Genomic DNA, 26,795 nt, shown 5'->3' on the forward strand with positions numbered 1-26,795 from the left:
ACTAACCCGCTTTTCTACGAAACGTCCGATGTTGTCGTTCCAGTTCTTCCAGACCCAGGCGAATTCGGGCGGCGGCGGGCGTTCGCCCGGGAAGGTCTTTCAATCCCAGTCGGTCGCGCAGAACCGTACGGGCCAGGGCGATTCGCAAAAAGTAAAACCAGAAGCGGGCTTCAAAGTCGATCTGTTGTCGCTGTTCCCGGAAATAGCCGATGAGAAAGGCCGAATGCCGTCGGACCGGCTGGAAGGTCGCCCAACTGGCCACGTCGAAGATCGGATCGCCGAGCAGGGCGTCTTCCCAGTCCAGAATGGCCGTGATTTTTCGGCCGTCGGTGAAGACATTATCCATGCTCAAATCGTTATGCAAAATGGCGGAAGGACTGCTGGCCAGCACGCTCCAGAGCTTGGAAAACCAGCCTTCGATGCGATTGGCTTCCGCTTTATCTAGGGCGTTCAACTCTACGCAACGGCTCAAATGCTTTTCCAGATTCACTTCCAGAAAGTCGGTCCAGCAGTTGAACAGACCGCGATAGTGTGAGGTTCCATCCGCATGGCATCCGAGCGGATCGTCGGGATCGAGCTTCAACCAGCCGAAGCCGCTACTGACTTTCTCAGCGTGCAATTTTCCAATCCAGCGGCCGAGATTCGTCAATAGGGGCAGCAGCACACGCTCGTTATCGTCGAATATCTTCAGCGAAGAGCCGCTGGCTTGATTTTGGATGGTGAAATCGGTCCGGCATCGATCCCTCGTCAGATCGACGCAGCGGCAGGTCATGACCGGGTAGCCGCGTTCGACTAGATAGTTGGTAATGGAGGCTTCGATGGCCATGGGGAAATCGACGAAGCTTTCCGGCAGGCTGTTGGAACGGAAAATCAGCCGGCGATTAGCGAATTCGAGACACCAGATTTGATGCGTTGTGGCCGGGGCGTCTAATTTTTGAACCGAATCGGGTTCCGCATGAAGTACCAGGCGTACGATGTCTGCCACCTCGGCGTCGTCCAACTGCGTGATCGGCTCATCGGCGCGGCAGCGCCTCAGTGCGTAATCCGGTATGGACCAGTCGCTCTTGGGTAAAAAGAGCGACCGCCGTTGCTCGTGATAGTCATCGAGAGTCTTCATATCACCCACCGCTTCCGGCGGGTCCGCGTCAGGCGGCCCGTCGGCCGAGAACGCGTCCCGTTTCCCAAAACTGTTCGTAACCCAACAGCCGCTGCATGACGATGGACAGTTGACGGATGCGATTTTTCTCATCGTCCGTCAGTTGATTCATGGTGGCGATATTCACTTCCGGGGTCGGAATGCGAATGGTGCCCCAGGGATAGACCTCCTTTAAGGTCTGCGAATTCCAGGAGGGCTGCAGGCAGGTCTCCGACCAGCCGATTCCGATGCTCGAACAGAGCTTGGACATGGTGCCGCGCATATCCGAGATAATGTCTTCGAAGCGGACGATATGAAAGTTATTCGGGAACTTCTCCGCATAGGTCAGCGCCAGGTGCTGGGAGTAATTCCAGGTCCAGGTGTAGCGTTCCAGCGACAGGGGGAACGGCCGCTTCTTGGTATCGGAGTAGCCGGAATAGGGATTGCGCACCACGTGAATGATGTGGCCCTGCGGGAAGTCGGCCATGATTTTCTCCGTGTCGAAATTCATGACCGGGCTATATCCGAGATAGCAGGTTTCCTGTCCGGTTTTCCGATAGTTGGTCCAGGCGTCGAAGGTCGAACGGAAGAACGCTTCGACCAGATTGGCCCGGGTGCGCGGCTTATTCTTCATGAACGCGATAAACTTTTCCTTGCGTTCGATCTCATTGAGCTTCATATCGGCGTTTTTGAACTTGCTTCGCTCCGGTACGCGCAGGCGGGTCTTCATCTCTTCATCGAAAAAGAGTTCGTAATCGTTACCCGCTTCGCCGTGCATGGGGAATTCCGGCCAGCGATATTTGAAGGGCACGTAACTCGACAGATAGTCGTTAACCAGGCTAGTCCCCAGCTGCGACTCGTAGGGATAGTTGAACATCTCGGGATGTCCATCCAGCAGGCGCTGCGTCGTGTTGCCGCCATTCTCATACATGGCCGAGATCATAATTAGCTTGAAAGGTGTCATCCCTTTAAGTCCTTCCGTTTCTTGAAAATATCCCGTGTCGGGCAATCGGTTCTTTTGCGTATCAAGCCGCTTTTTTTAAATCGCGTTGCTGGTACCATTTCCACATTTCGCGAACGCCGCTTTGGAGAGTGTGTTTGGGTTTCCAGCCGGTTTTTTCAAAGGTTTCGCGCACATCCGCCACCCAGCAGGTCGGTTCATCGGGTCGTAATTCGATCGCCCCGTATTCCGGAAGAATCCGATTCTGGGTACAGACCGAGACGATTGTCTCGATCATATCGCGAACGGTCGACTGCGCGCCAGTCCCCGCATGCCAGATACCGCGACGCAACTCGGGTGTCGCGGCCACATGCTGAAGCAGAGCTGTTACGTCTCCGACATAGATGAAATCGCGCGGCTGCTGACCGGCGGAAACTTTGGGTCGAATTCCGCGAGCGCACATCTCCATAACGTAAGGAACCAATCGGGAAGGTTCTTCCCACGGTCCATAGGCGGCGAATACCCGAACGGTTGAGAATGGGCGGTTTTTGAACGCCTCGGCCTGACAAAGTAAAGTCGCGGCTGCTTTGGAAACCCCGTAGTCGGAGCGGGGATCGAGCCGATCTGCCGTCTGCATGGCCGAAGTTTTATGCCCGTATTCGGAACTGCTGCCGGTATGCACAAAAGCCTGGAAATCGTGGCCGTGCAAAGCATCGATGAGATTAGCCGTGCCGAGGAGATTGGTCGCCAAGATCTCCGTTCGGTTGTTCTGCGACGGGTAAGCGCCGTGGGTGCCCAGGTGATAAATCACTTGGGGTCGAATCTGTTCGATCAGTCGTTTGGTAGCTTCGGTATCGCAAAGATTGGCGAAATGGGGAGTGAATCGACCGGCAATATCGGCCAGCCGCCAAGTCTGATATTCGGGACGCAGCAGAAGGTGTACGTCGCAGCCCGCTTCAATCAGTTCGTGCGCCAGGAAGGCGCCAATGAAGCCGCTGCCTCCTGTAATCAATACTGGTTCACGCGGACTGGTCATCCTGACCCTTAGCTGAGCATCTGGGTGTAAATCAATCTCCAGGCGCATCCGGCGCCTTTTCGCCGCGCTATGGTAAACTAGATTCGCTTCGGCAAGCAAGAGGAGTTTCCAGGAACTGGATATCAATCAGGCTATTCCTATTGACCGTTTCGATGACTTTGTTCCTATAATCGAGACATGCATGTACTTCTTTTCGATATTGATGGCACCTTAATTCGTTCGGGCGGGGCCGGTAAAGCGGCCATGGAAGGGGGTCTCACAAAGGCCTTCGGCATTACCGAAATCCAGGACGTAGTACCCTACGGTGGCCGAACCGATGAAGCCATCGTTCGCGATTTGCTCCGCGTACACGGCATCGAAGTGACGCCCGAGAACATCGTTAAATTACAACAGGCCTATCAGAACGCTCTTCAGGAAACCCTCCATTCGCAGCGTGGCGAGGTTTGCCGGGGCATTCTGGAATTGATGCCGCGACTAACTTCCTCGAATACCGTAACTCTGGGTTTGTTAACGGGCAATGTCCGTTCCGGAGCCGAGCGAAAACTATTGCATTACAATCTCTGGCACTATTTTCCTTTCGGCGGCTTTGCGGATGATACCCACGATCGTTCTGAAGTGGCCCGCCGGGCAGTCCGGGAAGCTGAAAAACATTTGGGCCGGGAAGTTGAGCGAAACCGGGTCTGGGTGATCGGCGATACGCCGCACGACGTGAAATGTGCTCGCGATGTCAATGCCCGCGCTGTGGCCGTGGGAACCGGTTGGCACAGCATGGAGGAATTGGCTGCTTCCAACCCCGATTTTCTCGTCGAAGATCTTTCTCAGGCGACCGAATTGCTGCGAGCCTGGGGCATTCACTAATACGTCAGGAAACCTGCACGCCGCGTACCCAATCCGATTGGACGGCGATCTCCTCTTCCGACAAACCGCTCGTGCGATGCAGCGTGGCTTGAGCCACTTTTCCCTTGGTCATATCCAGAGCCGCCACTTCGACGATGCCGTTGGGTTGCAGGGTGCAGCGTACTTGGATCGGCGAATTCTTCGGCAAATTACGCGATAATCCGGTAATCCAGCATTCACCGATGGAAATGCAGGCCTCTGCCTGATGCGCTTCTCCTTGGAGAACTCGCACTCGAACTTTGTTCTGTCCTTCCTTGGCCGTGCGATAGATTCGGGAGGCGCTGGCGGGAAGCTGACTGTTCTTGGGAATCAGAATGTCATTGATCTTTTCGGTTTCATTACCCCGCTTCGCCCGCACTTGAATTCCCAAACTGTGGGAATTCACAGAAACTTCAACTACGTCCTCCAAGTCCGAAATAACTTCCGAACTTAGCGATTCATCAGCGTTTGAACTGCGAGCCATTTTGATGCCGGCGTGCAGGGCGGCCCCCCGTGCGACCACTTCCGACACGGCCAGAGAATTGTCCGGTTTCCGTCCCGTAAGTTCCTCGAGCATCAGCGAAGTCATCGGCATATGCGTCGAACCGCCGACGAGCAGGATGCGATCGACTTTATCCCAGCTCAGGCTGGCTTGTTTCAAGACCTGCTGCGTGGTTAAACGGGTGCGCACCAGCAAATCCTTGGTGCGCAGTTCGAACTCGGCCCGGCTGATCGGCACGCTGAGTTTCTCACCGGCATGACTGATCGTGATGCCCGCTTCGTCGAGCTTGCTGAGGGTGCGTTTAGCCCGCTCGGCGGCCGCTTGCAACATTACGAGCGACTGCGGATCATCCCGCGGATCGTCGTGATACTTGCGTTGGAACAGATCGGCGACGTAGTTCACGAGTCGGTCGTCGAAGTCTTTACCCCCTAGACGAACATCCCCTTCAATAGCGAGCACTTGAAACCTTTTGGGGGAAAGCCGGACAATGGATACGTCGAAAGTGCCGCCGCCCAAATCGTAGACGAGTACGGTCTGCGATTTCGCGTTATTCAGGTGCTGGAAGGAATAAGCCAGGGCCGCCGCCGTGGGCTCATCGAGTATGTCGATGACATTCAGTCCGGCAATCCGGCCGGCATCCTGGGTGGCTTTGCGGCGTGTGTCATCGAAGTAGGCAGGCACGGTGATGACCACGCCTTCGATCTTTCCCAATCGCTTCTCGGCATCCTGGACCAGTTTACGCAAGATCAGAGCCGATAGGGGTTCCGGTCGTAAGAGTTGACCATCGACTTCGCCATACTCGGAGTGGCCCATCCGCCGTTTGATCAGGGTGGCGACATTGGCAGGCTGTTCGTGCTGAACATCGATGGCCGGTTGGCCGATAACCGCTCGATTTCCTTTCAGGAAAACCGCAGACGGTGTGAGCATTTCGCCATCGGAATTAGGCAAGGTGATGGGTTGGCCGCGCTCGTCCAGAGTGGCGATCGCGGAATACGTTGTACCAAGGTCTATACCGACAACCCGGGCCATGATATGTGCTGAAAAACCGGGAGGAAAAAAGGCGACAGTCCGGAGGCTGTCGCCGAAGCTTGAATTAGCCCTTCTTGTTCGTCGGCCGGACGACGACCACGGCTCCCTTGTAGCCAGGGACGGCGCCTTCGACGAGCAGAAGATTATTTTCGGTGTCGATGGAAACCACTCTCAGATTTCGAATGGTCACGCGAGAAGCCCCGTAACGGCCGGGCATCTTCTTGCCCTTCTTGGGTCGACCGCTACCTCGGTTACTCGCCAGCGACGCGGTGGAACCGGGCTGACGGTGAACCTTCTTGGCACCGTGAGCGGCGGGCAAGCCACCGAAGTTCCAGCGCTTCATTACACCGGCGGTACCGCGCCCCTTGCTGGTGCCCACGACATCGACGGACTTGATATCTTTGAAAACGCCTTCGACCGTCAGCTTGTCGCCCACGGCCACCGAGGCGGCGGCATCCAGACGGAATTCGCGGATGTGGCGTTGTGGTTCGACATCGGCTTTCTTGGGTATCTCAGCTGCCGGTCGGCTCTTGCGTCGCTTGGATTCCAAGGCGTTCGAAACGTGACCGCGTTCGGCGCGGGTCGCTTTGCTACGCGGCTTGTCGCCGAATCCAACCTGCACGGCGTCATAACCATCACGTTTGACGTCGCGAACCTGCAGAACCGGGCAGGGGCCCAATTGCAGGATGGTTACCGGCGTGACCTGGCCTTCGGCATTGAAAACCTGGGTCATTCCCACTTTCGTTCCAACTAGTCCCAATGGCATGATATGCCTCTCGTAAGCGTACCTAGGGTGGTACGACACCTTGGTCCCCACATACGGTGGGCGGGGGACGTGTGAATTTTAGGAAATGGAATTTTAGCACCCTCAACCAAAACGGCTAGAGGTTTTTGTTGCAAGAGTGAAAAGCGAGAGCCACGTGGGGGATGGCTCCGTTTCGGATTTTGTCAGGAGCATGCATGCAACCCGACTTGCTTATAACAAAAAGAAGATCAATCGGGACCTGAAAAATGAAGTGGGCCTTATGAACATCACACGCAAGAAATTATGGATTCCAGGACTGTTGGTTTTGCTGCTGGGTGTCTTGGCTTTTGTGATGTTAACCGGTAAAAGCGACATCGAACGGATTCGTTCTCTGGGAGGAGTCATCGAGTTCAAAGATTTGAACCCTTCCCTGCAGGTTGTGGGAGTCTTTCTGGCGGAGAAGGAGATCGGGGACGATGATTTACGGTACATTCAAAATTTCCCCGAACTGCAAATGCTGAAACTGCCAGGTACGGCCATAAGCGATGCCGGGCTGCCGATGCTGCAAAAATTCTCGGAATTGAACGAACTGGTATTAAATGGTACCCGCATCAGCGACGATGGTTTGGAACGACTGGCGAGTCTCTCCAATCTCAGCAAGCTTAGATTGCAGCGGACGAAGATCACCGGCCAGAAGCTTTCGGTGCTGGAACCGCTCAAGAAGCTTAAAGAGTTGGATATTTCCTTTACTCCGGTCAACGACGCGGGACTAGCTCAGCTGCGGAATTTCAAACAGCTCGAAGTTCTCTTGTTGAATTCGAATAAGAACATCACGGATGAAGGGCTTTCGAATCTCGCCGGCCTCAATAAGGTTCGCATGCTCGGCCTATCCGACATGAACATTTCCGATCAAGGGTTGGCCAATATCCGCGGCATGAGCGGGTTAAAAATCCTCTTTTTGAACAGTGCCCGTCTGACCGACTCCGGGCTCGATGCCTTGCGTTCCTTTCCCGATATGGAAATTCTGTATCTGAACAGGACAAAGGTGAGCGACAAGTGTTTTACAGTACTACAGGATCTGAAGCGGCTCAAGTGGATCGAACTGGTTGAGACGCGTGTAACAGAGGAAGCGGCCGCAAAATTTTATGCAAGCCATCCCCATATTCACATTCAACTGGACGAGGGGCGCGGCGATTGAAGTGGCCGTACACACCTCGATTCAATCGATAATGCGCACCCTCAAACAGGGCGAATCCTTCGGACAAATGGCTATTCCCAGATGGTAGACGATTTCGGGATGGGTCACGGTGCCTTCATTGTCGTGCCAGCGTAGCAACATATCTTCCTGATGGATGGCCGCATAAGCGGGGTTCGGGAGTTCGGGAACGCGCGATTGCGAATCGGGATCCATGAAGTAGAGATAGCCCTCCGAATCGTAGCCGACGCCGACGACGTAGTGCCCGCTATCGTTTTGATTCAACGAGTAACTGCCGACATGAGGTGAATAGGCTTGAATCGAACAAATCACCGGCACGCCACGGTTGAGCCAACTTTTCAATCGTCCGAGACTCATACCCACTTGAACTTCGACCTGAAGATCGAGCTGACGGGCACAGGCGACAATTTTTCGATAATCGGTCCCTTCCTCCGGAGTGGTTCCCAGCAGGGTTTCGAAAGCTTGGATATCGTGCGGGCCGCGATGGTAATAACTGGCGATCGCCATGAGAGCGGCCGCGCCGCAGGAATAACCGTTGGGTTGCTGGATATCCGGTAAGGGGATTTTGATCGCGCCCTCGGGCACGAGTCGAGTCTGGAATTCTTCCGGATAGCCATCCGCCATGACGCCTTTCTCCCGGGCATTAACGTTTTAGGGTTTTGACCAGCAGAGAGGAATTGCCCGTATCGTGGGGAGTTTAGAGAAAACGATCTCCGCCAGGAGAAAAAAGGAGAATCGGCTTAGGGAAGAGGCACATTCCGGAGTTCGAAGGGAACTTTGGTGGTCGCGACCTTCCGGCCCGAAAGCACGATCTGTTTCAATTCCTGTTCGCCATCGGGTAAAACGGTAAGCAGCAGATCGCTTTGAAGACTCATGCCGTTGCCGTTCTGCATGAAGTTTTGACCGACAATATTCTGGGCAGTCCGCCGGAACGGTTTCCCGTTCTGATCGAGGAAAGTAATTTTCGGAAGTCCGTTAGTGGACGAAAAATCGTAGCCGCCAATGGCACTGTCTGGACCGGCGTTCGCTGCGTTCCAGCCCAGAAATTCCGTCGCGTTGGTGCATTCGTAATTGCAGCGAATAGTCCAGCTCCCTTTTTTGTCCTTCACCGCTTCGGTAATCCGGAAGGAGAAGCCGCTGCCGCGCGACGGGGTTTCACTCAACTTGGAAAGATCACTGAAACTCATGATCGGAGCTTCCGGCTGGACGACGACCGCATGCAAAATTCCCCGCAAAATTTTCAATTCCGAACTGCGGCTTTTGCCCATGCGAAGCGAAATGCCCTTCTGATTCAGAGGAAGAGTCGTCATATCCAAATCGGAGATCGTGTTATTGAAAATGATGTTTCCGCCTCCGAAACCACCGCCAAACGCAACGATTTGCCCCGGTTGGCCGAGCGTATCCTGGGAGGGATCGCTGTAGGCATCGAGCTTCTGCTTGAGTTGTTGCCCTTTTTCATCCTCGGCATACAGGACATCGATACCCAGGATGGTGCGCATGCCGACCGAAGGCAGGGCATGCGCTTCCACGCCCAGATTAATCACATCATCTCCCAGGGATTTCTTGTAGAGAGGGCTTGAAGTCGGTAGGGCTTGTATCCGGAAACTGGTTCGTAGATCGCTGACCGCCTCGCGCTTGCCATCGGCTAGCAAAATAGCCTGAATATTCGGCTGCATGCCGCTGGCACCGAAGCGAACCGTTCGGGTGCCGGAATAGAACATTCCGTTCGGATTAGTCGGCGTCGAGGCGGCTCTCGAATCGGTCAGTCCGGCGACGATCAGAAATTTTTCCACGGCCTCCCAGACCGGCAATTCCTGGGTGTCCAGCGTGATCGAGCGAACTTTCGCCGTACTGCGCTGGTCGTTCACTTCGAGATGCAGACCGGTTTTACTGTTCACGATGCCGATAGCATCGACGAGTGGCGTGCTGGCGAATTGAAACCGAACTTTGGGGGATTCAATCAGCTTGGCGTTGGCGGCCTGATCGCGGATAACGCCGATGAGAATTTGTGCGCGGCTTTGCCCCTCGGCATCCAGGCGGGACAGATTTTCGTTCAAAGCGGGCAATACCTCGGCCCCTCGAGCCAGCAGTTTCTGCATCGCCTGCTCGCGGAGTCGAAATTTAGGACTTTCCAGATCCTGGATGAGTTTGAGGTCGGAAGTATTGGTGGGAGCTTGCTGAGCCAATCCGGGCGAATATGCGGTCAACAGGCACAGGCAGCCGAAAAGGAGACGGCTCTGCTTCATGGTGCGATCTCAAAGGGTGCGTCTGAGTGGGTCAACTAATGTGAAGATAACGGACCCTTCCGGATTATGCCAGAAAAAACACCCCCGAGAGACCAACCTGTTACAAGGACGACGAAGACCTTTCCGATTGAAGAAACTGGTGGATTTATTCCTGATCCGCCGGGTTTTCCTTCTTTGCTTCCAGATGGAGCCACTTTTGCATGGCCCGTAATTCTTTTTGCCAGTCCGAAGAAGCCCGGAGTTTAATGAATGCTTCGAACAATAGATCGTTAGTCTCGATCACCGAACGAATCTGATCGGCGCGGGCATCTAGTTGTGCTCGTTCGTCGTCTTCCCCAGTATTGGGCAGTTTCAAACCGCTGATCCCCAGCGTCTCGGCAATCAGCTTGTATTCGTACTGCTCCTCCCGACGAACAATCGTGATCCCGGCGGCTCGCGGCATCTTGCCGCTTTGCACGGCCCGACGGGCTTCGGGCAGTTTGGTCGGCCCTTCGCTGGTGATGGTTTCATGCCCGGTTTGCCCGCGTGGGCATTCCAGAGTCAGAGTTCGGGCTAGCATGATCACCGCTTCGGTATCGTCGCTCAGTTTAAGGGTTTCCCGATCGGTGTCGGCCCGGAACCAGAGCCAGAGAAGAAACTCGTTGCCCAGAAAATCGCGGCTGCTTTCATCGAGTATCCAAGCATACTCCTTGGGCGTCGTTCCTGGTACGAAATTCGAGGGGGCGGCATCGTCGACGTTGCGGGTCTGCTGATGCAGTTCCGCCAGGTTGAAGGCGATCTTGCCGGAAGTCAGCGAGTCGAAGGTTAAGCCGAAAGTATTGCGGAACAAGACGATCAAGCGATCTAGCTGTGTAACGCTGGTCGTTCCAAAATAAATTTCATGGCTCTTGCGATCCCAGACTATTTCGATTGCTTTACGGCGGATGAAGCGGCCGTCTTTGGCTTCGTGTTCGAGGCGTTCGCGCGCCGATTCGCGAGCTTCCCGTTTTTGTCGGGCACTCGGTTTGCCGCTCGGATTATTCGCGGAAAGTGCCTGCAAATCGACAGAATAGTATGCGCGGAGAAGGTCGCTGGGCAATTTCTGCTGATCGATCCGCAGACTGAAAAACAGCATGTCGTTGATGATGTTCTTGGCCAGTTCGAAATTCGTATCGAGAATGTGAGCGCCCGCCGTCCAGCCGGTTTCGATGCCGTCCGCGGAAACGAGCCTCTGCCGTCCGGCCGCATTGTTCGCCAGCAGTTCCAGTTGCGTTTCATCGAATAGTTGCGGGGCCTTACCCGTGAGCTTGAAGCGCGTGAAAGTCACCCGACCGGAAAAGAAACCCATTACCGGCTCCCGGAAAGTAATCGTTTGAGAAGTGATTGATTTATCGGCGGGAAATGCCGGGCCAAGCCGTTTAATTCAAAAGCCGGAAGGGGTAAAAACGCTTCAATCAATTTTGGGCGGCAAGATCGTTACAATCCTACGCTTCTACCCACTATTCGCCTACCAGAACCACATCCAGGGTCATCTCTTTGCTGCCATCGCGGATGATCTTCACTTTCACCGATTGGTTTACCCGGCAGGCCCGCACGTAGGTATCGAGCGCGGCGTAGTCTGCAATTTCCTTGCCGTTGAATCCGACAATGATGTCGCCAAACAACAGATCGTTTCCTTCGCTTCGGCGAATTCCCAATATCCCCGCTTTATCGGCCGAGGAATTCGGGCGAACTTCCTGAACCATCACCCCTTTTTCAAAGCCGACTTTGCGGGTGATGTCTTCGCGCACCGGCACGATTCCCAACGAGGCGCGGGCAACGCGGCCACCGCTAATTAAAGCGGGCACGATCTGATTCACGGTATCGACCGGTATGGCGAAACCAATACCGACGCTACCACCCGAAGGGGTTTTGATGGCGGTGTTCACGCCGATCAAACGGCCATCCTTGTCGAACAGCGGCCCACCGGAGTTCCCGGGATTCAAGGCCGCATCAGTTTGAATGGCCCCATGAATTGTGCGATTGTTCTGCGATTGAATTTCCCGATCGAGCGCGCTGACGATGCCTTGCGTCAGTGTCAAACTTTGGCCGAAGGGATTGCCGATCGCATAAACAGTCTGGCCCACTTCGAGATCGTGGGATGTGCCAACAGGCACGGCTTTCAGTTTGTCCGAATCGGCATCGATCTTCAGCACGGCCAAATCGCTATCTTCATCCAGGCCCACCAGTTTGGCCTGATAGCCGGTTCCTCCCAGTGTGACCCGGACATTCAAGTGGTTGATGAGGGCATCCCGAATGACGTGCAGGTTGGTCACGATGTGACCTTCCTTGTCCCAGACAATTCCTGAACCGGTGCCATAAGGGCGCTCGATCAGGCTACTGTCGAAGACATTTCGCTGGATCGCGAAAATATCCACGTTGGCCACGCAGTCCTTGGCATTCTTGAAGAACTGGATGCGAGCTTTTTCTTCGTTGTCCGGTTCGCCCTTGGGGGTGACCGGACGCGGATCGGCTTTGACGTTTTCCCCCAGATCGTTGGGACGGTGTGCGAACCCGCCCATCCAGAGGCCGACGACCACCAGACCGATGATCGCCAGCAATGCTACAAACGCCCAGGGACCGTTATTGTTACCGGAATGATTGGATAGTCTGTTCATGGCTTACGCCTTAGCTGTAAAACTCAGATTGTCCATCGCTTCATCATAGTCCGCGACTATGGTTTGGCCGTCCTTGACTTCGCCGGTCAAAAGCATGCGAGCCAGCACGTTTTCGATTTCCTTTTGGATCGTCCTCTTCAAAGGACGGGCTCCATACGTCGGATCGTAACCATCCTTCACCAGGAAGGATTTTGCGGCATCGGTCAACTCGAGAGACATTTGCCGCTCGGCCAACCGCTCGCGCAGCCGACCCAGTTGAATCTCCACGATTTCCTTGAGATTCGCTTCAGTCAGTGCGTGGAACACAATGATCTCATCGACGCGGTTCAGGAATTCGGGTCGGAAGTGGTGCCGGAGATCCTCAATCACGGCATTCTTCATGCGGTCGAAGACTTCGCCGATCTGACCGCCTTTCATCTGCAGAATCTTCTGACTGCCGATATTGGAAGTCATGATAATGATGCAGTTCTTGAAATCGACCACCCGGCCCTGACTATCGGTCAGCCGACCATCGTCGAGCACCTGAAGCAGGACGTTGAAGACATCCGCGTGGGCCTTTTCGATTTCATCGAACAGAACCACGGAGTAGGGCTTCCGCCGAACCGCTTCGGTCAGTTGTCCCCCTTCATCGTAACCAATATAGCCGGGAGGTGCGCCGATCAATCGGGCGACGGTGTGCTTTTCCTGATACTCGGACATATCAATGCGAATCATCGACTTTTCATCGTCGAATAGAAATTGCGCCAAGGCCCGGGCCAGTTCCGTTTTTCCTACGCCGGTCGGCCCGAGAAAGATGAAAGAGCCGATGGGTCGTTGCGGGTCTTTCAGGCCGGAGCGGGCACGCACCACGGCTTCGGAAACGGAACGAACCGCTTCGGTTTGACCAATAACCCGTTTTTCGAGAGTATCTTCCAGCTGAAGGAGCTTCTCTTTTTCTCCTTCCAGCAGCCGGCTGACGGGCACCCCCGTCCAACGGCTGACCACCGCAGCGATTTCCTCTTCGCCCACTTCTTCCTTGATGAGTTTGGCCGTACCGGCGTTGCGATTGAGGTCTTCCTGTGCGACTTTGAGTTTTCGTTCGAGTTCCGGCAGCTTGCCATACTTCAGTTCGGCCGCTTTGTTCAGATCGTACTGCCGCTCTGCCTGTTCGATCTGTTGCTTAGCCGTCTCAATCTGTTCTCGCAGTGCCTGCAGTTGTCCCACAGATTGCTTTTCGGATTGCCACTGGGCTTTCAGGCTGTCCGACTGCTCTTTGAGGTTGGACAGTTCTTTCTCGAGTTTGCTCAGTCGATCTTTCGAAACGGCGTCGGTTTCCTTTTTCAGGGCCTGCCGTTCGATTTCGAGCTGCATCACCCGGCGCGAGAGATCGTCGAGTGCGGTCGGCATCGAATCGATTTCCGTCCGTAGCTTGGCCGCCGATTCGTCGACCAAATCGATTGCTTTATCGGGAAGGAAGCGATCGCTGATGTAGCGATTCGAAAGAACCGCCGCGGCCACCAAAGCGGAGTCTTTGATCCGGACGCCGTGGTGCAATTCGTAGCGTTCCTTGAGGCCGCGCAGAATCGAGATGGTATCCTCGACGCTCGGCTGATCGACGAGCACGGTCTGAAACCGGCGTTCAAGCGCCGCATCTTTTTCGATGTGCTGCCGATATTCATCGAGCGTGGTTGCCCCGATGCAGTGCAACTCGCCGCGAGCCAGCATTGGCTTCAGGAGGTTACCGGCGTCCATCGCCCCTTCCGCTTTGCCCGCGCCGACGACCGTGTGCAATTCATCGATGAACAGAATGATTTTTCCGTTCGAATCGGTGACTTCCTTCAGCACGGCTTTGAGACGTTCTTCGAATTCGCCGCGGAACTTGGCCCCGGCAATCAATGCTCCCATGTCGAGAGCGATCACTTTTTTGTTCTTCAAGCCCTCGGGTACGTCGCCGCGAATGATGCGCTGGGCCAAACCCTCTACAATGGCGGTTTTACCCACCCCCGGTTCGCCGATGAGTACCGGGTTATTTTTGGTTCGTCGGGACAGTACTTGAATTACCCGGCGAATTTCCTCGTCGCGTCCTATCACCGGATCAAGTTTGCCGCGCTGGGCCATCTGCGTTAGATCGCGGCCAAATTTTTCGAGCGATTGGTAAGTCTCTTCGGGGTTCTGAGTCGTCACGCGTTGATTGCCCCGAATCTCCTGCAGCAGCTGGAGAACTCGAGCGCGATTCAGACCAAAATCCGCTAGCATTTGCCCGGCGACTCCTTTGTCGGAAGTCATGGCCAGCAGCAGGTGTTCGACCGAAATGTACTCGTCTTTCAGAGCCTTGGCTTCATCCTCGGCCTGAACCAGAATCAATTTGTTTAATCGTCCCGTGAGCGATACATGTTCCGGGTTGCTTCCCGAACCTGTAACGCGCGGCAGCTTTTCAATTTCTCTCTGGAGTTTGATCAATAGGGCGTCTTTGGTCAAACCCGCCTTGCTGATCAGGTTGGGAACGAGTCCGTTTTCCTGCTCGATCAAAGCGAGTAGAAGATGTTCAATATCAATGGATTGGTTGGAGTAGCGGACAGCCAGACGCTGGGCGGATTGTAGGGCGTCCTGGGCTTTCTCCGTGAACCGGTTAATGTTCATGGATATACCTCTCTTTCACAAGACTCCAGATGCAATCGCTGTGCCAATGCAAAGGAATCCCTTCCAGAGAAATTCTAGGCAATTTCATTGCTCAGCTGGAATTCGCGTCGATTATTTGTGCGCAAAATGCTGATTTAAGGTGCCAATTTGGCGGTCAAATCCGCGATCTCCTGTTGCAGATTTTGGCGAGCCCTCTCTTCTCCCTCCAATTTCATCAAGCGAGTCTGGTAAATCGACGGTCGATTCAGGAACGATTCCAGCACCTTCATCCGGCCGACAACATATTCCTGTTCGGGTACGTGGGCATACTCTTTCCGGATCGCTTCGGAATATCGCTTGTACCGTTTCTCTTCCGCGCCGAGAATCGCCAGATCGGCGTCCAGCAGCAGGGCCGCTTCCTCACTGATCGCAGCGAGTGGAGTATGCCGAGTTGCCAAGATGAGATCCCGAATGCGGGAAATGTCCGAAGGCGACAACTCCAGGGTTGCTAATTCCGCTTCCGCCATCCGGGCCGAGGCTTCTTCGTTGTCCTGGGCTTTCGGATCGTAGACAGCATCATGAAACCACACGGCCAGTTGCAGGATCGGCAAGGATCGATTCCCACTCCCGAGCTTGCCCAGGATCTTCAGCATTTCGGTAATATGTTCCAGAGTGTGGTAATGCCGGTGCGGCTCCGCATAAGCGGCCACTAATCTGTCGTAGAGCGGATAGGCTGGAGCCGGTTGAATGCCCAGCCGGTCCATGAGGTTCACCCAACTCAGTTGAAGGACGTATAGCTTCTCGGGAGACAGTCTTTCGTGCTCGTACATATTTCTTCAAAAGATGACTAGGGATTCAACGCTCTTATCTCATCATAGTCGAGTGTTCCGGCGGAAAGTGAGACTTCCCTGAACCGAGCCTCCAACTTATTCTTTCCTGCGACTCTGACCGCTTGAGCGAAAAAAGTGACGGTGCTTCTATTTTTAGGGAGAATGGCAGTCTGCTCAAAACCCCCAACTCCGGCTAATTCGCCCTCCTTCACAAAGCCCTGATCTTGACAGCGATGCGAAACGGGTTTATTTCAGCCGCCGAAGTTGAATTAAATCCCACCCCCGGGGAGAGTTACGATGCGAAAGTCCTTGAGAACACTTTTGATCTGTTTGCTGGCCGCGAATCTGACGGGCTGCTGCCAATCCTGCGATAATTATTGCGATCGCTATTACAACGATCCTTGTGCGCCGAAACGGGATGCCTGCAACGATCCTTGTGCGCCGCGTCGAACCGGTAGCGCTCCAGCCACCTATCCGGTGGAAGACTTAAGATGATTTGAAGCAGAATCTCGATCGCCCGCAGTTTACTCGGCGACACGCACGCCCTGATTTTTGTCGTACCAGTCCCGCAAATCGTTTTCGCAGCGCCGCAAAGCCATTCTTCGCATCCGCCAGGCCAACACTGTGTAGGGGATTATAATCAGGCAGGGCCAGGAAACTGGATTCAAGAGAGTCGCATAAACGATTCCCTGTGGGAACAGCATCGCCCAGGTTGGGCCCAGATAGTGGTAGACCAGAAAAATGATCAACGGCATGCCCAGGGTCAGGAACGAACCTAACCCATTGGCCTGATAGCCGCTGCTGAAGGCCAGGAAGCCAAGCAGAAAGGCAAAAGCCCAGACGAGTAAGCCGGCCGATACGGAAACTAAAAGTTGCGATAGATCGATCCGGCCAGAAAACCAAAGCGCCAGCCAGAGCATCCCGGCAATAAGCAGGTAGCCCCGGCCTCGCTTCAAAGCGGCCGCTAGAGAAGCGTTCCAGTAATCCCGTCCATCCAGTTCAGTAAGCAGCAAAAGCTCCAAGCGCCGACAGCGATCCTGCGTGCTACTATCCCAGAGCCCATATTGAAAAGCAGCCGGTACCGCGGCGAGGATCACTAACCCCGTAACTAAGCCGGGCACCCCGCCCATCTTTTCGAAAATTTCGAAAACGAGCCGGCCCATCCAGGGGGGCCAGGCATCTCCGGCCAGAATGTAGGCGGCGTAAATCGTGGAGAATCCCCCGGCCAGCCAGATGTTCACGCGTCCCGAGAACTCCATAACCCGCTTCACCGCCCACCAGGAGAGCGGCTGTTCCCCAATGCGGGCAACCTCGTCCACGCGATTGGTGAAGAAGGGGCGATAGTGCCGGTCGGCGAAATGCCCTTGGAGTCGGTAGGCGGCCCGGATGAAAAACACCACGGAAGCAATCACCCCAATGAGACAGCATTCCTGCATCATCTCCCAGGCTACGATCGCATTGCGGCGCGGGCTCATCCAGTAAGCAACCACGCCGAACGGATTCCCATCGTGAAGATAGCGGTAAGCATCGAAGATCACCTGACCGACGGACGTGGGTAAAGCCAGAAGCCACTCCCGCAGATGCTCCCCGGCTAAAACCCCGACGACCAGATAGATAATCACCCCGACGATTGCGACCACCTCGCCCACCCGTTTCACCAACAGGGTTTCGTAGGCCCAAACCGTCAGTCCCAGCGCGGCCGTTACACCCCAGATAAAGGGGAGAACGAACACGGCCCAAATGTCGAAGTATTGCAGCAGCCCCACCGAGCAGAGCAACAGGATGACTGGCAATCCAGCGAGGTGAACGAAAAGGAATCGACTCAAACCCACAGCCGCTTCGGCGAAAAACAGTCTTTTGGGTTGCACCGGGGAAGTCAGCATGAACTCCAGGGCCTGGCTCTTGGGCATTTGCGTCAGTCGCCAACCGCAGACGATGGAGGCTTCCACAATCGAAACGGCGATCAGTACCTGGGAGGCCAGAGTCAGCGTCTGCAGATTGGCATTGGCCTGGATAACCAGTCCCAAAGCACAGAGAAAAATTACGTGAACCACCGCCGCCCGGCGCAAGGAGAGCTGGCGGGTGGGGGAGACCATGGCAATATGGAAAAAAGCAGAAAGCATTATTTGTTAGTTCGGAGATGACATGATCTGGGTGAATTGGATCGATTGTCCCATCATCGTCGATTTCTTACCGCTTCCGTAAGCCGTTTTACCCGCGCCGGCACCCGAACCGGACAGACCAAAGCCGTGCACTTCCCGGATTTTCCGAATCATTTCCGTACAGCTGGACCAGCGATTCGTTGGATCGAGATCGAGCGCGCGATAGAGGATTCCTTCTTCCTGTTGTGGTACTAGGGTCAAATCGGGCTGCGGGCGTTTATAGGAGTAACTTCTGACGAACGAATTATTCTCTGGCGGCGGGAAGGGGAAGCAGCCGGTTCGCAGGAAGTAGTAGGTGACACCGAGACTATACTGGTCCGATTTCTCGGAAAGAATTCCGCGATGCATCTCGGGAGGTGCGAAATCGATCGTTCCCATTCTCATGACGGGATTGTTGGGAGCATAAGTTGGAGTGCTCAAGCCGAAGTCGGCCAGCTTCACCCTATCGCCGAACAATAGCAGGTTGCTGGGCTTGATATCGCAATGCTGAAAGCCAACGGTGCGGTTCTCGAAGTTATGTTGACGGCTGTTCAAGAAGTCGATCGATTTGGCCACTTGTCCCAGATAATCGAGCAAAAGTTTCAGTTCGATAGGAGATTTGTACTCTTCCTGAAACGCGGCCAGCAAATCGAGCATGCTGCCTTCGGCCAGTTCCATCGAAATCACAATATAGCCGGGAACGCAGGTGATCTGTTCCATCCGGGTGAGTCCCGGGTAATCCAGCCGCTGCATGGCTGAAAGAGATTTGATCTCTTTGACAGTAGTACTGGTATTGCTGCTGGGGATGAATTTCAGGGCGACCTTTTCGTTGCCTCGAGCCGCTTCCCAAACTTCTGCGAATCCCCCTTTACCGAGTACCTGGGTCAAGCGGTAGCCGGGGAGAGGTTCAGCACCAGATTCTAGCGGGACGCGGTAAGCCACGGATTTCTCGTTCGCCCAATCGGATGATCATTCCTAGGGATAACTAAAAGAACTTAGCACATGGAATACGCGAATTACGTAATCCCGCGCCAAATTTTCATTTACAATCACTACGGTAAGGCAAATTGCCATAGCTGCAAAATGTCAAACCAGGTAATATTCACTTATTGAAGGTAATCGTTGTTCTTAAGGGAGGTCAACGGCATGACCCGTTGTAGTTCGCGGATTCTAGGAATTGTAACCCTTACATTCGTTCTGACCCTGGGTTCCGTCATCCAGGCACAAGATGCCTCTGATGCTCAAACCAAAATCAAGAAGTTGAATCAGATTACAGGGACCGAAGCGTTCCGCACGGCACTGAAGGGGTTGCTGAAGGATGAAAAAGACTCCAAGGTGCTGGTGGCTGAGGCTGTGAAAATGGCCAAGGATAAGCCAGAAAACCTGACTTATAACTCCAGCTACCTGCTGGGATTGGCCGCCCGAAATCAGAAGGACTACCCGGCTGCACGGGCACTTCTGAAACTTTCCTGCGTCAAAGCCATCGATTTGCTCAGCGTCAATAAAGCTTTCGATTCTTATCAGAACCTCGTCGATGTTTTGATGCTGGAGAAAAAGTACGACGAAGCCGCAGACGAGATTCAGCAGTTTCTTAAACAAAAACTCAGCGAGAAGAGTGAAGAATTCGCTCAGATGGAAATTCTGATCCAGGAGCGATTGATTCAGGCGCTGGCCGCCAAGGGAAAGATTGATGAAGCTCTGAAAAAAGCCACGGAGTTGGTCGATCGATTCAATGGCTACCCCCGGTTTCTCCGACTGAAGGCGGATGTTCTTCGCGAAGGAGAGAAATACGACGAGGCCGAAACGGCTTACCAGCAAGCGCTGTCGACTTTGATCAAAAATAAAGCCGATGCGGACGATGAAGAATCGAGCGAGAAGAAGGATGAAATCCGTCTGACCCGCTATCTGCTCAGCGGCATTTACGTGGACATGAACAAAGTGGAGAAAGCCGCCGATCAGTTGAAGATTCTCCTCAAGGAAACTCCGGATAATCCCACTTTCAACAACGATTTGGGTTACATCTGGGCCGACCACAATCTCAATCTCGATGAATCGGAAAAGCTCGTTCGCAAGGCTATTGAAGAGCAGACCAAGATCAACAAGAAGCGGGCTGAAAACGGTCTCGAACCCCTGGATGGGGCCGCCTACCTGGATAGTCTGGGCTGGGTGCTCTTTAAGAAAAAGAAATTTCCCGAAGCCAAGAAGGAATTGCTGGAAGCCGTCAAAACTCCCGAAGGCCAGCACGTCGAAATTCTGGATCACCTGGCGGATGTGCACATGATTCTCGGCGAAAAAGCCGATGCCATCAAAGTTTGGGAGCAGGCTTTGAAGGTGGAATCGGAGACGAAACGCGACAAGAAGCGTAAGGTCGAGATCGAACAGAAGCTCAAAAAGGCCAAGGAAGCTAAAGAAGAGAAGAAATAACGGAAATGGCTTGGTCCACACTCGCGATTTCCGAAAAAGCCTTACTCATTTACGAACCCCCCATCGCCGCGCGATCGGGGGTTTTATTTTTGCTGGATGAAAGCCCGCCGCCTTTTCTCGATCCCGACTTTCGATCATTCGTCGAAGCGAGCCCCTATCTCTGGTTCTTTGCTTTTCCCGAAAAAAGCTGGTGGTCGAGTCGGTTCGTACCGGGATTCCATCCGAATCGGACGCCCGAGGGCTTTATTCTGGGCGATTGCCTGGAGGAGTTTCGGAAACGCCTCCTGGGAGGCTCAATTCTGCTGGCCGGGGTGGGTTGCGGCGGTCAAGCCGTGCTGCGCTGCTGCTTTCAGGATCCCACGAGGTTTCCGGCCGTCGCCGTGATCGATGCCGCGGTCGATCTTTTCGAGGTCTACGGTCAAGGGTTTACGCTGGATTCCATTTACCCGAGTCAAGAACATCTCCGGCAGCAATCCCCTTATCTCTTTCTGCAGAATTACCCCTATCCCGAATCCGTCTGGCTGGCGGTTTCGCCCGATAGCTTCTGGCATCGGGGAAACGACCGGCTACTCGAAAAATTAAAAGTTCTGGGAGTGAGCTGCGAATTAGAACTCTTTTCGGGGCTGCCGTCCGAAGCGGGCTGGTTCCAGAAGCCATTAAAGGACTCTTTTCAGAAATTTCTCGACCATCACTTGTCTCAGCCGGCCCGGCTTCACCTCCTGTAGCGATCGTACCCCGCGAACAAAAATTAGAGACTTCAAGTGTGGAATAGCTCTCTGGACTCACTACCAATTTTGCATAGTCCAATAGTATCCTTCCTGCTTTGTCGATCCGTCTTCCGCGTTGAGAGGCGTCATGAGTCAAATTGAAATTCCACCAGGGCTCGCCGACGTCCCCGTCGCAAAATCCGCCATCAGCTTCATCGATGGCCATCGAGCGATTTTGTCTTATCGGGGCATTCCTGTCGAAGTCCTGGCGAAAGAAAGCCACTACGAGGAGACGGCCTGGCTTCTGCTCAAAGGCGAACTGCCTACCCAGCGCGAGCTGGCCGATTTCACCCAGGAATTGAAAGAACGCCGGAATATCAAATACCGGCTCAAGGACCTCCTCAAGAGCTTGCCCGAAGGCGCTCACCCGATGGTGGCCCTGCAAACTTCGGTCGCCGCACTCGGAGGGTACTATCCCTGTAAGTCGGTTTCCGATGCGGCCAGCAACTGGGAAGCTTCTTTACGACTGATCGCCAGCATGCCGACGCTGGTGGCCGCCTTCGCCCGGCTCCGACACGGCGATGATGCCATCGATCCCAATCCGGATCTGGATCACGCGGGAAACTTCTATTACATGCTGACCGGGAAGGAACCTTCACCGGCCGTTCGCAAAGTGCTCGATGCCTGCCTGATCCTGCACGCCGAGCATAACATGAACGCCTCGACGTTCTCGACGCGAGTAACGTCCTCGACTCTTTCGAGCCCGTACGCCGCGATTAGTGCGGCTGTCGGTACGCTTTCAGGGCCTCTGCACGGCGGAGCGAACGAAGAAGTCGTCGAAATGCTGGATCAAATCGGGCCGGTTTCCAATGTGAAGACCTGGCTGGATAAAAAGCGTGCCGAAAACCCCTCGTTCAAAGTCATGGGGATGGGCCACCGCGTCTACAAGGTTAAGGATCCCCGCGCGACCGTATTGCAGGATCTGGCCGAGCACGCTTTCAGCGAAACCGGCAAGCCCCTGAAATACGAAGTGGCCCAGGCTCTCGAGAAATTGTGCGAAGGAATTTACGGCGTAAAGGGAGTTTACCCGAACGTCGACTTCTATTCCGGTGTCGTTTATCAGTCGCTGGGTATTCCGACCGATATCTTCACCCCGATTTTCGCCATCGCACGCGTGTCCGGCTGGCTGGCCCACTGGCTCGAACAATTGCAGGGGAACCGAATCTATCGACCGGAACAAACCTACGTCGGCAAAACCGATGTTGCTTATGTTCCGCTCGAAAAGAGGCCGTAATGATTCTGGACACTTTTCGCTCACAAATCCTTTTCGCCCGCTCCTACACGATTCGAATCCTCGACAAAATTCCGGAATCTCTTTGGTTCCAGATGCCTCAACCGGCCGTGACGCACGTCGCCTGGCAAGTCGGCCATTTGGCCATGGCTCAGTACCGCCTGGGGGTTGAGCGTATTCGGGGCATAAAACCGGAAGATGCGTCGATCATTTCCGATGAATTTATCGGACTTTTTCGCATTCAAACGGTACCTCAGGCGGAATCCCAGATTTATCCTTCGCCGTCCGAGATTCGCAAGGTTTTCGACGCAGTCCATCAATTGGTACTGAGCGAAATTCCGACCTACGCTTCGGTCGATCTGACTCAACCACCGGTGACGCCGCATTCCATCTGTAAAACCAAGTCGGATATTCTCGTGTGGTGCTCGCACCACGAATTTCTCCACGCCGGTCAAATCGGTCTTTTGCGCAGGCTCTTCGGTGAAGCTCCAATTTGGTAGAATAGCTTCACGAAAATCGTGGACCTTGCGAAAGAACAGAACCCTATGCTCGAAGCGTCTTTCATTCGGGATAATCTCGCGGCCGTGAAGGCCAACTGCGAAAACCGCGCCGTGACGGTGGATGTCGATCAAATCGTCAAGTTGGACGAGGATCGACGCTCACTGGCCTCGAAGACCCAGGCGATTCAGCAACGCCAGAATGAACTCTCCAAGCAGATTCCACAAACCAAAGAAAAAGCGGCCAAGGATGCCTTGATCGCCGAGGGGAAATCCCTGCGGGAGCAGGTGGCCAATCTCGACGCCCAACTGAAGCAGGCCGAGGCCGATCTGAAAGCGGCTCTGCTTCAAGTGCCGAACATGACGCACCCGGAAGCTCCGGTGGGCAAAACCCCGGCCGATAACAAGGTCGTGAAGAAATGGGGAGAACCGAAAAAGTTCGAGTTCGTTCCCAAGGACCACGTTGCCCTGGCGGAAGCTCTGGACTTGGTGGATTTCGAGGCCGGGGCCAACGTCTCGGGCCAGAAGTTCTACTTCCTGAAGAATGAAGCGGTACTGCTGGAACTGGCACTGGTGCAGTACGCCATGCAGACCCTCATCAAGGAAGGTTACACGCCGATCATCACGCCCGACTTGGCCCGCGTCGAGGTCTTGGAAGGCATCGGCTTTATGCCACGCGACCCGAATCCGGAAACTCGTCAGGTCTATACCATCGCCGACAGCGACTTATGCCTGATTGCCACGGCCGAGATCACGCTCGGGGGGATGCTGCGAGATCAGATTCTCGACGAAGCCACGCTACCGAAGAAATATGTCGGCCTATCGCACTGCTTCCGCACCGAAGCCGGGGCTCCAGGCCGCGATACTAAGGGACTCTATCGGGTTCACCAGTTCACCAAAGTCGAGATGTTCGCATTTAGCACTCCCGAGCAAAGCGAGTCGATTCACCAGGAAATCCTTCGTATTGAAGAGAAAATCTTCCAGGGACTCGGGATTCCCTACCACGTTCTGGACACCTGCACGGGCGATCTGGGTGGCCCGGCCTATCGCAAATATGACTTGGAAGCCTGGATGCCGTGCCGCGGCGAGTTGAAAGACGGCAAACCGACGGGAGATTACGGGGAAGTGACCTCGACTTCCAACTGTACCGATTTCCAGGCCCGTCGATTGAACATTCGCAGCAAGAAGACCGGCGAAAAGGGCACCCGAGTCGTGCACACTCTGAATGGCACGGCCGTGGCGGTCACCCGGGCGATTGTCGCTATTCTGGAAAACTACCAGCAGGCCGATGGAACCGTAGTAGTTCCGGAGGTGCTTCGTCCCTGGGTGGGTAAAGACCTGATCACGAAAAAATAACAATGTCCAGTGCGCCGAACACGGTCGACGGCTATTAGCGACGCATCGGAGGCTCTGCGGAGATGCGTTTTAAAAGTGTGGCTCAATATTGCCCTACAAAATAACGCATCTGACGATGCGTCGCTAATAGGTAATGCATCGCCAAAATTCGCTACGGCACCGCAATTTTCAATTCCACTGTGCCTGCGAGCTGCGGATCGCCGCGCATCGCCATAGTCCGACAGAGCACTTCCAGAGAAGGCTTGGTCGGATAGGAAGTCGTTTTTCCATTCACTTCCACTTCAATGGAATCCTTCAGAGTCACCAGTCGGCTATCGAGCAGGATCGAAAATTCCTTTACTCCTTTGGCAGTGACCACAATCTTTCCCGACTCGATCTTGGCGTCGATGAATTCTTCATTCGCCGGTTTCTCGACGTAGAGCCAGTAGTGGTCGTGCAGGAAGGAATCTTTCATCTCCCAGGTCAAATGTTTGGGAGACGGTTTGCGAGTATAGGAGATCATGTCTTTGATCTTGTCGCGATCGGGCAGGCCCGAGTGCGGCCGTCCTTCCTTCAGTTCCATTTCCACCGAGTAGTCGCCGGGGTTGGCTTTCTTCAAAGCTTCGATTTCCGCCGCGAATTTTTCGCAGCGTTCGCGCCGGCCGTAAGCCGTATCCAACCCGCCGATCATATAGGTGAATCGGGTATTCCTCAGGTTCTTGGCCGAGATGGTGCCGTCGGTAGGCGCGGCCGCACTGGCATGAATAGCGGCAAAGCGATCGGGCATCTTGGGCCCGAGGTAGAAGGCTCCGTAACCGCCGTGGGAATAGCCCATGATGAATACTTTGTCGGGATCGACTTCTTCGAAAAGCGTGAATTGTTTGATGAGATTGACGATCAGCGGGCAGACATAATCGTCGTAGAAGCCGTTCCAGGTGTCGTTAGGCGCCCGCAAAGCTACATAGAGATAACCGCCCAGATCGGGCTGGTCCTTGTAATAGATTTGCATCGTTTTCCACTGGCTATCGTTCAGTGATTTGGGAGCGTTGCCGCCGCCGTGCATGGCAATAAACAGTCCCCAGCCGTTCGCCGGTTTCTTACCCACGGTCTTCACCGTGTAGGCGCTTTGATATTTGTCGTGAGTAACAATTTTCTTTTCATGATCCGCCTTCAGGCCGTCCTGAATTGGCGAAGTCTGATACGCTTTCCAGACGGCTGCCCGCACGGCCGCTTCATTGCTCGACAGTAGTGCATTGAGCGAACTATCGAACTTCGTGGCTTTTCGGTCTTTTTCATTCGCCGCGAAGTAAGTTTGTGCGGCCTTCTCGATCTGTTGAATCTGCTCTGCCGAGAGTTTGGGGGCGTCAACGTTTCCTACGTCTTTTAAAGTCAGATCTACGATCAGCTGATCTTTCTTCTCGGTCTTGATCGTTGCTTCCACCGCGCCGGTTTCGCCCGCTAGGATGCGGTACTCATGACCGTGCGGGAGATCGAAGGTCAGCAGATCGTTGGTGTCGGCCTTCTCGTCTTTCGAAATCCCTTTCAGAATATTCTTACCATCGGACAAATCGGTCAGCGTTACGGGAGTGGCCGCTCGCTTTTTGGGATTCTCCTGCCAGACGCGAATCATCACGCGAGTTTTGGTGGGATCCAGCGACTTGGTGGTGTAGCGCTCGGTGACGTTTTCCGCGAAGACATCCTTGTTCGAGGGAGACCAGATCATCGGGAAGGTGGTTTTGGTCTTCTTGAAACTGGAAGCGTAAATGGCGCTCATCTTCGAATCTTTTTTGGCGAGAGCGGCATCGCCGATGAACCAGCCGCGATCGAGCCCCTGTGGATCGGCTTCGCAGGCGCCGGTGAAGTGCCAACCCTTGTCCCAGACTTCGACCCAGGTGTGGTTGCCCGGTTTGTTGGCCCACTGAGGGATGCCGACGATTCGGGCAGGAATTCCAACGCTGCGGCACCCGTCCACGAGCAGAATGGATAAACCGGAGCAGGAGGCCAAGCCAGTCGAAATGCTTTCGCTGGGGCTCTGATCGGCCTTCTTACGCTGCGTCGAATACTTGACGTTCAGTTTTTTGAACAACTGCATATTCAAAGCCTGAACGGCATCCGTTAGCGTTTTGGCTTCTTTCACCAGCGGTTCGCAGGTGGCCATCATCTCCTTACGCCAATCTTCGCGCTTTTCGGTGATGCTGGCGTAGGGGAGCACGTCATTCAGGAAGAGCTCTTCGGGAACTTTCTTGGCCCATTCCCATTTGTTCCGAGCCTCATAGGCCAACGCAACGTTTTCCAGAAGGAACTTGGCTTTGAGAGTGGTCAGGTCTTTGCTCGGCATGTTTGCGACCAGAAAGCCCATGCCTTTACGCTGATCCTTAGGCACTTTGTTAAGGGCCATTTCGAGTTCAGGTCGGTTACCGCCCGCCTGGGCGAGCGCTTCATTGACATCTTCGCTCCACCAGGGTTCTTGTTTTGCACTGGCAATGGCCGGGCTCAACAGTAGGAGGCAGCAGAGAAATAGCGGTCTCATTTCGCAACTCACGAAGGGGAACGATCGGCGGATATTTTCGTATTATAGTCGCATTCCTCGAAATTCGAATACGATACCCTC

At 54.4% G+C, this 26,795-nt stretch carries 22 protein-coding genes; 8 read left to right on the plus strand and 14 right to left on the minus strand.

Annotated elements, in window-relative coordinates:
* Position 1 precedes the first annotated feature (1 nt).
* The 3 genes from KIH39_RS24670 to KIH39_RS24680 all read right to left on the minus strand — a co-directional run bounded on the left by KIH39_RS24670 (position 2) and on the right by KIH39_RS24680 (position 3,111).
* A complete protein-coding gene (locus KIH39_RS24670) occupies positions 2-1,117 on the minus strand; it encodes a phosphotransferase (protein WP_213496525.1) in 1,116 nt (371 codons plus the stop codon).
* 28 nt (positions 1,118-1,145) lie between these two features.
* On the minus strand, positions 1,146-2,099 hold the full coding sequence (locus KIH39_RS24675; RefSeq protein ID WP_213496527.1) for a sulfotransferase family protein: 954 nt from the start codon (positions 2,097-2,099) through the stop codon (positions 1,146-1,148).
* A 61-nt stretch (positions 2,100-2,160) separates the two neighbouring features.
* The gene (locus tag KIH39_RS24680; protein WP_213496529.1) at positions 2,161-3,111 is read right to left on the minus strand and encodes an NAD-dependent epimerase/dehydratase family protein; all 951 of its coding nucleotides are present in this window, start codon (positions 3,109-3,111) and stop codon (positions 2,161-2,163) included.
* A 177-nt stretch (positions 3,112-3,288) separates the two neighbouring features.
* Between KIH39_RS24680 and KIH39_RS24685 the strand changes: the two genes are divergently transcribed.
* Positions 3,289-3,969, plus strand: coding sequence for an HAD family hydrolase (locus KIH39_RS24685; protein ID WP_213496531.1), 681 nt, complete (start codon positions 3,289-3,291; stop codon positions 3,967-3,969).
* Between the two features lie 4 nt (positions 3,970-3,973).
* On the opposite strand, the gene KIH39_RS24690 is transcribed toward KIH39_RS24685, so the two are convergent.
* Positions 3,974-5,518 (minus strand): Hsp70 family protein, encoded by a 1,545-nt coding sequence (locus tag KIH39_RS24690; protein ID WP_213496533.1) that lies wholly within the window; start codon positions 5,516-5,518, stop codon positions 3,974-3,976.
* A gap of 64 nt (positions 5,519-5,582) precedes the next feature.
* Positions 5,583-6,284 carry a 50S ribosomal protein L3 gene (gene rplC / locus KIH39_RS24695; RefSeq protein WP_213496535.1) on the minus strand — a complete coding sequence of 234 codons (702 nt, stop codon included), beginning with the start codon at positions 6,282-6,284 and terminating at the stop codon, positions 5,583-5,585.
* A gap of 190 nt (positions 6,285-6,474) precedes the next feature.
* Between rplC and KIH39_RS24700 the strand changes: the two genes are divergently transcribed.
* Positions 6,475-7,461: a leucine-rich repeat domain-containing protein gene (locus KIH39_RS24700; protein ID WP_213496536.1), complete on the plus strand. Its 987-nt coding sequence runs from the start codon at positions 6,475-6,477 to the stop codon at positions 7,459-7,461.
* Between the two features lie 21 nt (positions 7,462-7,482).
* Here the strand turns inward: KIH39_RS24700 and KIH39_RS24705 are convergent, their stop codons facing one another.
* From KIH39_RS24705 to KIH39_RS24730, 6 genes are all read right to left on the minus strand, one after another.
* A complete protein-coding gene (locus tag KIH39_RS24705; RefSeq protein ID WP_213496538.1) occupies positions 7,483-8,103 on the minus strand; it encodes a C39 family peptidase in 621 nt (206 codons plus the stop codon).
* A 116-nt stretch (positions 8,104-8,219) separates the two neighbouring features.
* Positions 8,220-9,725 carry a hypothetical protein gene (locus tag KIH39_RS24710; RefSeq protein ID WP_213496540.1) on the minus strand — a complete coding sequence of 502 codons (1,506 nt, stop codon included), beginning with the start codon at positions 9,723-9,725 and terminating at the stop codon, positions 8,220-8,222.
* Between the two features lie 145 nt (positions 9,726-9,870).
* Entirely contained in the window at positions 9,871-11,052 is a 1,182-nt protein-coding gene (locus tag KIH39_RS24715; protein WP_213496543.1) for a hypothetical protein, read from the minus strand.
* 151 nt (positions 11,053-11,203) lie between these two features.
* A complete protein-coding gene (locus KIH39_RS24720; protein ID WP_213496545.1) occupies positions 11,204-12,361 on the minus strand; it encodes a S1C family serine protease in 1,158 nt (385 codons plus the stop codon).
* A 3-nt stretch (positions 12,362-12,364) separates the two neighbouring features.
* A complete protein-coding gene (gene clpB, locus KIH39_RS24725; RefSeq protein ID WP_213496546.1) occupies positions 12,365-14,980 on the minus strand; it encodes an ATP-dependent chaperone ClpB in 2,616 nt (871 codons plus the stop codon).
* Positions 14,981-15,114: 134 nt separating this feature from the next.
* Positions 15,115-15,789: an HD domain-containing protein gene (locus KIH39_RS24730; protein WP_213496548.1), complete on the minus strand. Its 675-nt coding sequence runs from the start codon at positions 15,787-15,789 to the stop codon at positions 15,115-15,117.
* Between the two features lie 297 nt (positions 15,790-16,086).
* Between KIH39_RS24730 and KIH39_RS24735 the strand changes: the two genes are divergently transcribed.
* Complete coding sequence (locus KIH39_RS24735; RefSeq protein ID WP_213496550.1) at positions 16,087-16,284, plus strand: hypothetical protein; 198 nt, start codon at positions 16,087-16,089, stop codon at positions 16,282-16,284.
* Positions 16,285-16,313: 29 nt separating this feature from the next.
* Here KIH39_RS24735 and KIH39_RS24740 read toward each other — a convergent pair whose 3' ends face one another.
* Positions 16,314-17,912 (minus strand): hypothetical protein, encoded by a 1,599-nt coding sequence (locus KIH39_RS24740; protein ID WP_213496552.1) that lies wholly within the window; start codon positions 17,910-17,912, stop codon positions 16,314-16,316.
* 6 nt (positions 17,913-17,918) lie between these two features.
* Complete coding sequence (locus KIH39_RS24745; RefSeq protein ID WP_213496554.1) at positions 17,919-18,872, minus strand: serine/threonine-protein kinase; 954 nt, start codon at positions 18,870-18,872, stop codon at positions 17,919-17,921.
* 204 nt (positions 18,873-19,076) lie between these two features.
* On the opposite strand from KIH39_RS24745, the gene KIH39_RS24750 reads away from it, so the two are divergent.
* The 5 genes from KIH39_RS24750 to serS all read left to right on the plus strand — a co-directional run bounded on the left by KIH39_RS24750 (position 19,077) and on the right by serS (position 24,205).
* Entirely contained in the window at positions 19,077-20,354 is a 1,278-nt protein-coding gene (locus KIH39_RS24750) for a tetratricopeptide repeat protein (RefSeq protein WP_213496555.1), read from the plus strand.
* A 5-nt stretch (positions 20,355-20,359) separates the two neighbouring features.
* Positions 20,360-21,079, plus strand: a complete 720-nt coding sequence (locus tag KIH39_RS24755; RefSeq protein ID WP_213496557.1) for a hypothetical protein — start codon at positions 20,360-20,362, stop codon at positions 21,077-21,079.
* 130 nt (positions 21,080-21,209) lie between these two features.
* Complete coding sequence (locus KIH39_RS24760) at positions 21,210-22,355, plus strand: citrate synthase (RefSeq protein ID WP_213496559.1); 1,146 nt, start codon at positions 21,210-21,212, stop codon at positions 22,353-22,355.
* Complete coding sequence (locus tag KIH39_RS24765; RefSeq protein WP_213496561.1) at positions 22,355-22,852, plus strand: DinB family protein; 498 nt, start codon at positions 22,355-22,357, stop codon at positions 22,850-22,852. The genes KIH39_RS24760 and KIH39_RS24765 overlap by 1 nt, the downstream gene beginning before the upstream one ends.
* A 45-nt stretch (positions 22,853-22,897) precedes the next feature.
* Positions 22,898-24,205 carry a serine--tRNA ligase gene (serS, locus tag KIH39_RS24770; protein WP_213496563.1) on the plus strand — a complete coding sequence of 436 codons (1,308 nt, stop codon included), beginning with the start codon at positions 22,898-22,900 and terminating at the stop codon, positions 24,203-24,205.
* 151 nt (positions 24,206-24,356) lie between these two features.
* Here serS and KIH39_RS24775 read toward each other — a convergent pair whose 3' ends face one another.
* Positions 24,357-26,714, minus strand: a complete 2,358-nt coding sequence (locus KIH39_RS24775) for a transglutaminase domain-containing protein (protein WP_213496565.1) — start codon at positions 26,712-26,714, stop codon at positions 24,357-24,359.
* Positions 26,715-26,795: the final 81 nt, after the last annotated feature.

Source organism: Telmatocola sphagniphila (genome assembly GCF_018398935.1).
Classification (GTDB): Bacteria; Planctomycetota; Planctomycetia; order Gemmatales; family Gemmataceae; genus Telmatocola; species Telmatocola sphagniphila.

Excerpts from the sequence above, each read along its gene's own strand:
- KIH39_RS24710 (WP_213496540.1), bottom strand. The coding sequence starts at position 9,725 with ATGAAGCAGAGCCGTCTCCTTTTCGGCTGCCTGTGCCTGTTGACCGCA.
- clpB (WP_213496546.1), bottom strand. The coding sequence starts at position 14,980 with ATGAACATTAACCGGTTCACGGAGAAAGCCCAGGACGCCCTACAATCC.
- KIH39_RS24720 (WP_213496545.1), bottom strand. The coding sequence starts at position 12,361 with ATGAACAGACTATCCAATCATTCCGGTAACAATAACGGTCCCTGGGCG.
- KIH39_RS24700 (WP_213496536.1), top strand. The coding sequence starts at position 6,475 with ATGCATGCAACCCGACTTGCTTATAACAAAAAGAAGATCAATCGGGAC.
- KIH39_RS24705 (WP_213496538.1), bottom strand. The coding sequence starts at position 8,103 with ATGGCGGATGGCTATCCGGAAGAATTCCAGACTCGACTCGTGCCCGAG.
- KIH39_RS24685 (WP_213496531.1), top strand. The coding sequence starts at position 3,289 with ATGCATGTACTTCTTTTCGATATTGATGGCACCTTAATTCGTTCGGGC.
- KIH39_RS24690 (WP_213496533.1), bottom strand. The coding sequence starts at position 5,518 with ATGGCCCGGGTTGTCGGTATAGACCTTGGTACAACGTATTCCGCGATC.
- rplC (WP_213496535.1), bottom strand. The coding sequence starts at position 6,284 with ATGCCATTGGGACTAGTTGGAACGAAAGTGGGAATGACCCAGGTTTTC.
- KIH39_RS24715 (WP_213496543.1), bottom strand. The coding sequence starts at position 11,052 with ATGGGTTTCTTTTCCGGTCGGGTGACTTTCACGCGCTTCAAGCTCACG.
- KIH39_RS24735 (WP_213496550.1), top strand. The coding sequence starts at position 16,087 with ATGCGAAAGTCCTTGAGAACACTTTTGATCTGTTTGCTGGCCGCGAAT.
- KIH39_RS24740 (WP_213496552.1), bottom strand. The coding sequence starts at position 17,912 with ATGCTTTCTGCTTTTTTCCATATTGCCATGGTCTCCCCCACCCGCCAG.
- KIH39_RS24765 (WP_213496561.1), top strand. The coding sequence starts at position 22,355 with ATGATTCTGGACACTTTTCGCTCACAAATCCTTTTCGCCCGCTCCTAC.
- KIH39_RS24775 (WP_213496565.1), bottom strand. The coding sequence starts at position 26,714 with ATGAGACCGCTATTTCTCTGCTGCCTCCTACTGTTGAGCCCGGCCATT.
- KIH39_RS24755 (WP_213496557.1), top strand. The coding sequence starts at position 20,360 with ATGGCTTGGTCCACACTCGCGATTTCCGAAAAAGCCTTACTCATTTAC.
- KIH39_RS24670 (WP_213496525.1), bottom strand. The coding sequence starts at position 1,117 with ATGAAGACTCTCGATGACTATCACGAGCAACGGCGGTCGCTCTTTTTA.
- KIH39_RS24675 (WP_213496527.1), bottom strand. The coding sequence starts at position 2,099 with ATGACACCTTTCAAGCTAATTATGATCTCGGCCATGTATGAGAATGGC.
- serS (WP_213496563.1), top strand. The coding sequence starts at position 22,898 with ATGCTCGAAGCGTCTTTCATTCGGGATAATCTCGCGGCCGTGAAGGCC.
- KIH39_RS24760 (WP_213496559.1), top strand. The coding sequence starts at position 21,210 with ATGAGTCAAATTGAAATTCCACCAGGGCTCGCCGACGTCCCCGTCGCA.
- KIH39_RS24730 (WP_213496548.1), bottom strand. The coding sequence starts at position 15,789 with ATGTACGAGCACGAAAGACTGTCTCCCGAGAAGCTATACGTCCTTCAA.
- KIH39_RS24750 (WP_213496555.1), top strand. The coding sequence starts at position 19,077 with ATGACCCGTTGTAGTTCGCGGATTCTAGGAATTGTAACCCTTACATTC.
- KIH39_RS24680 (WP_213496529.1), bottom strand. The coding sequence starts at position 3,111 with ATGACCAGTCCGCGTGAACCAGTATTGATTACAGGAGGCAGCGGCTTC.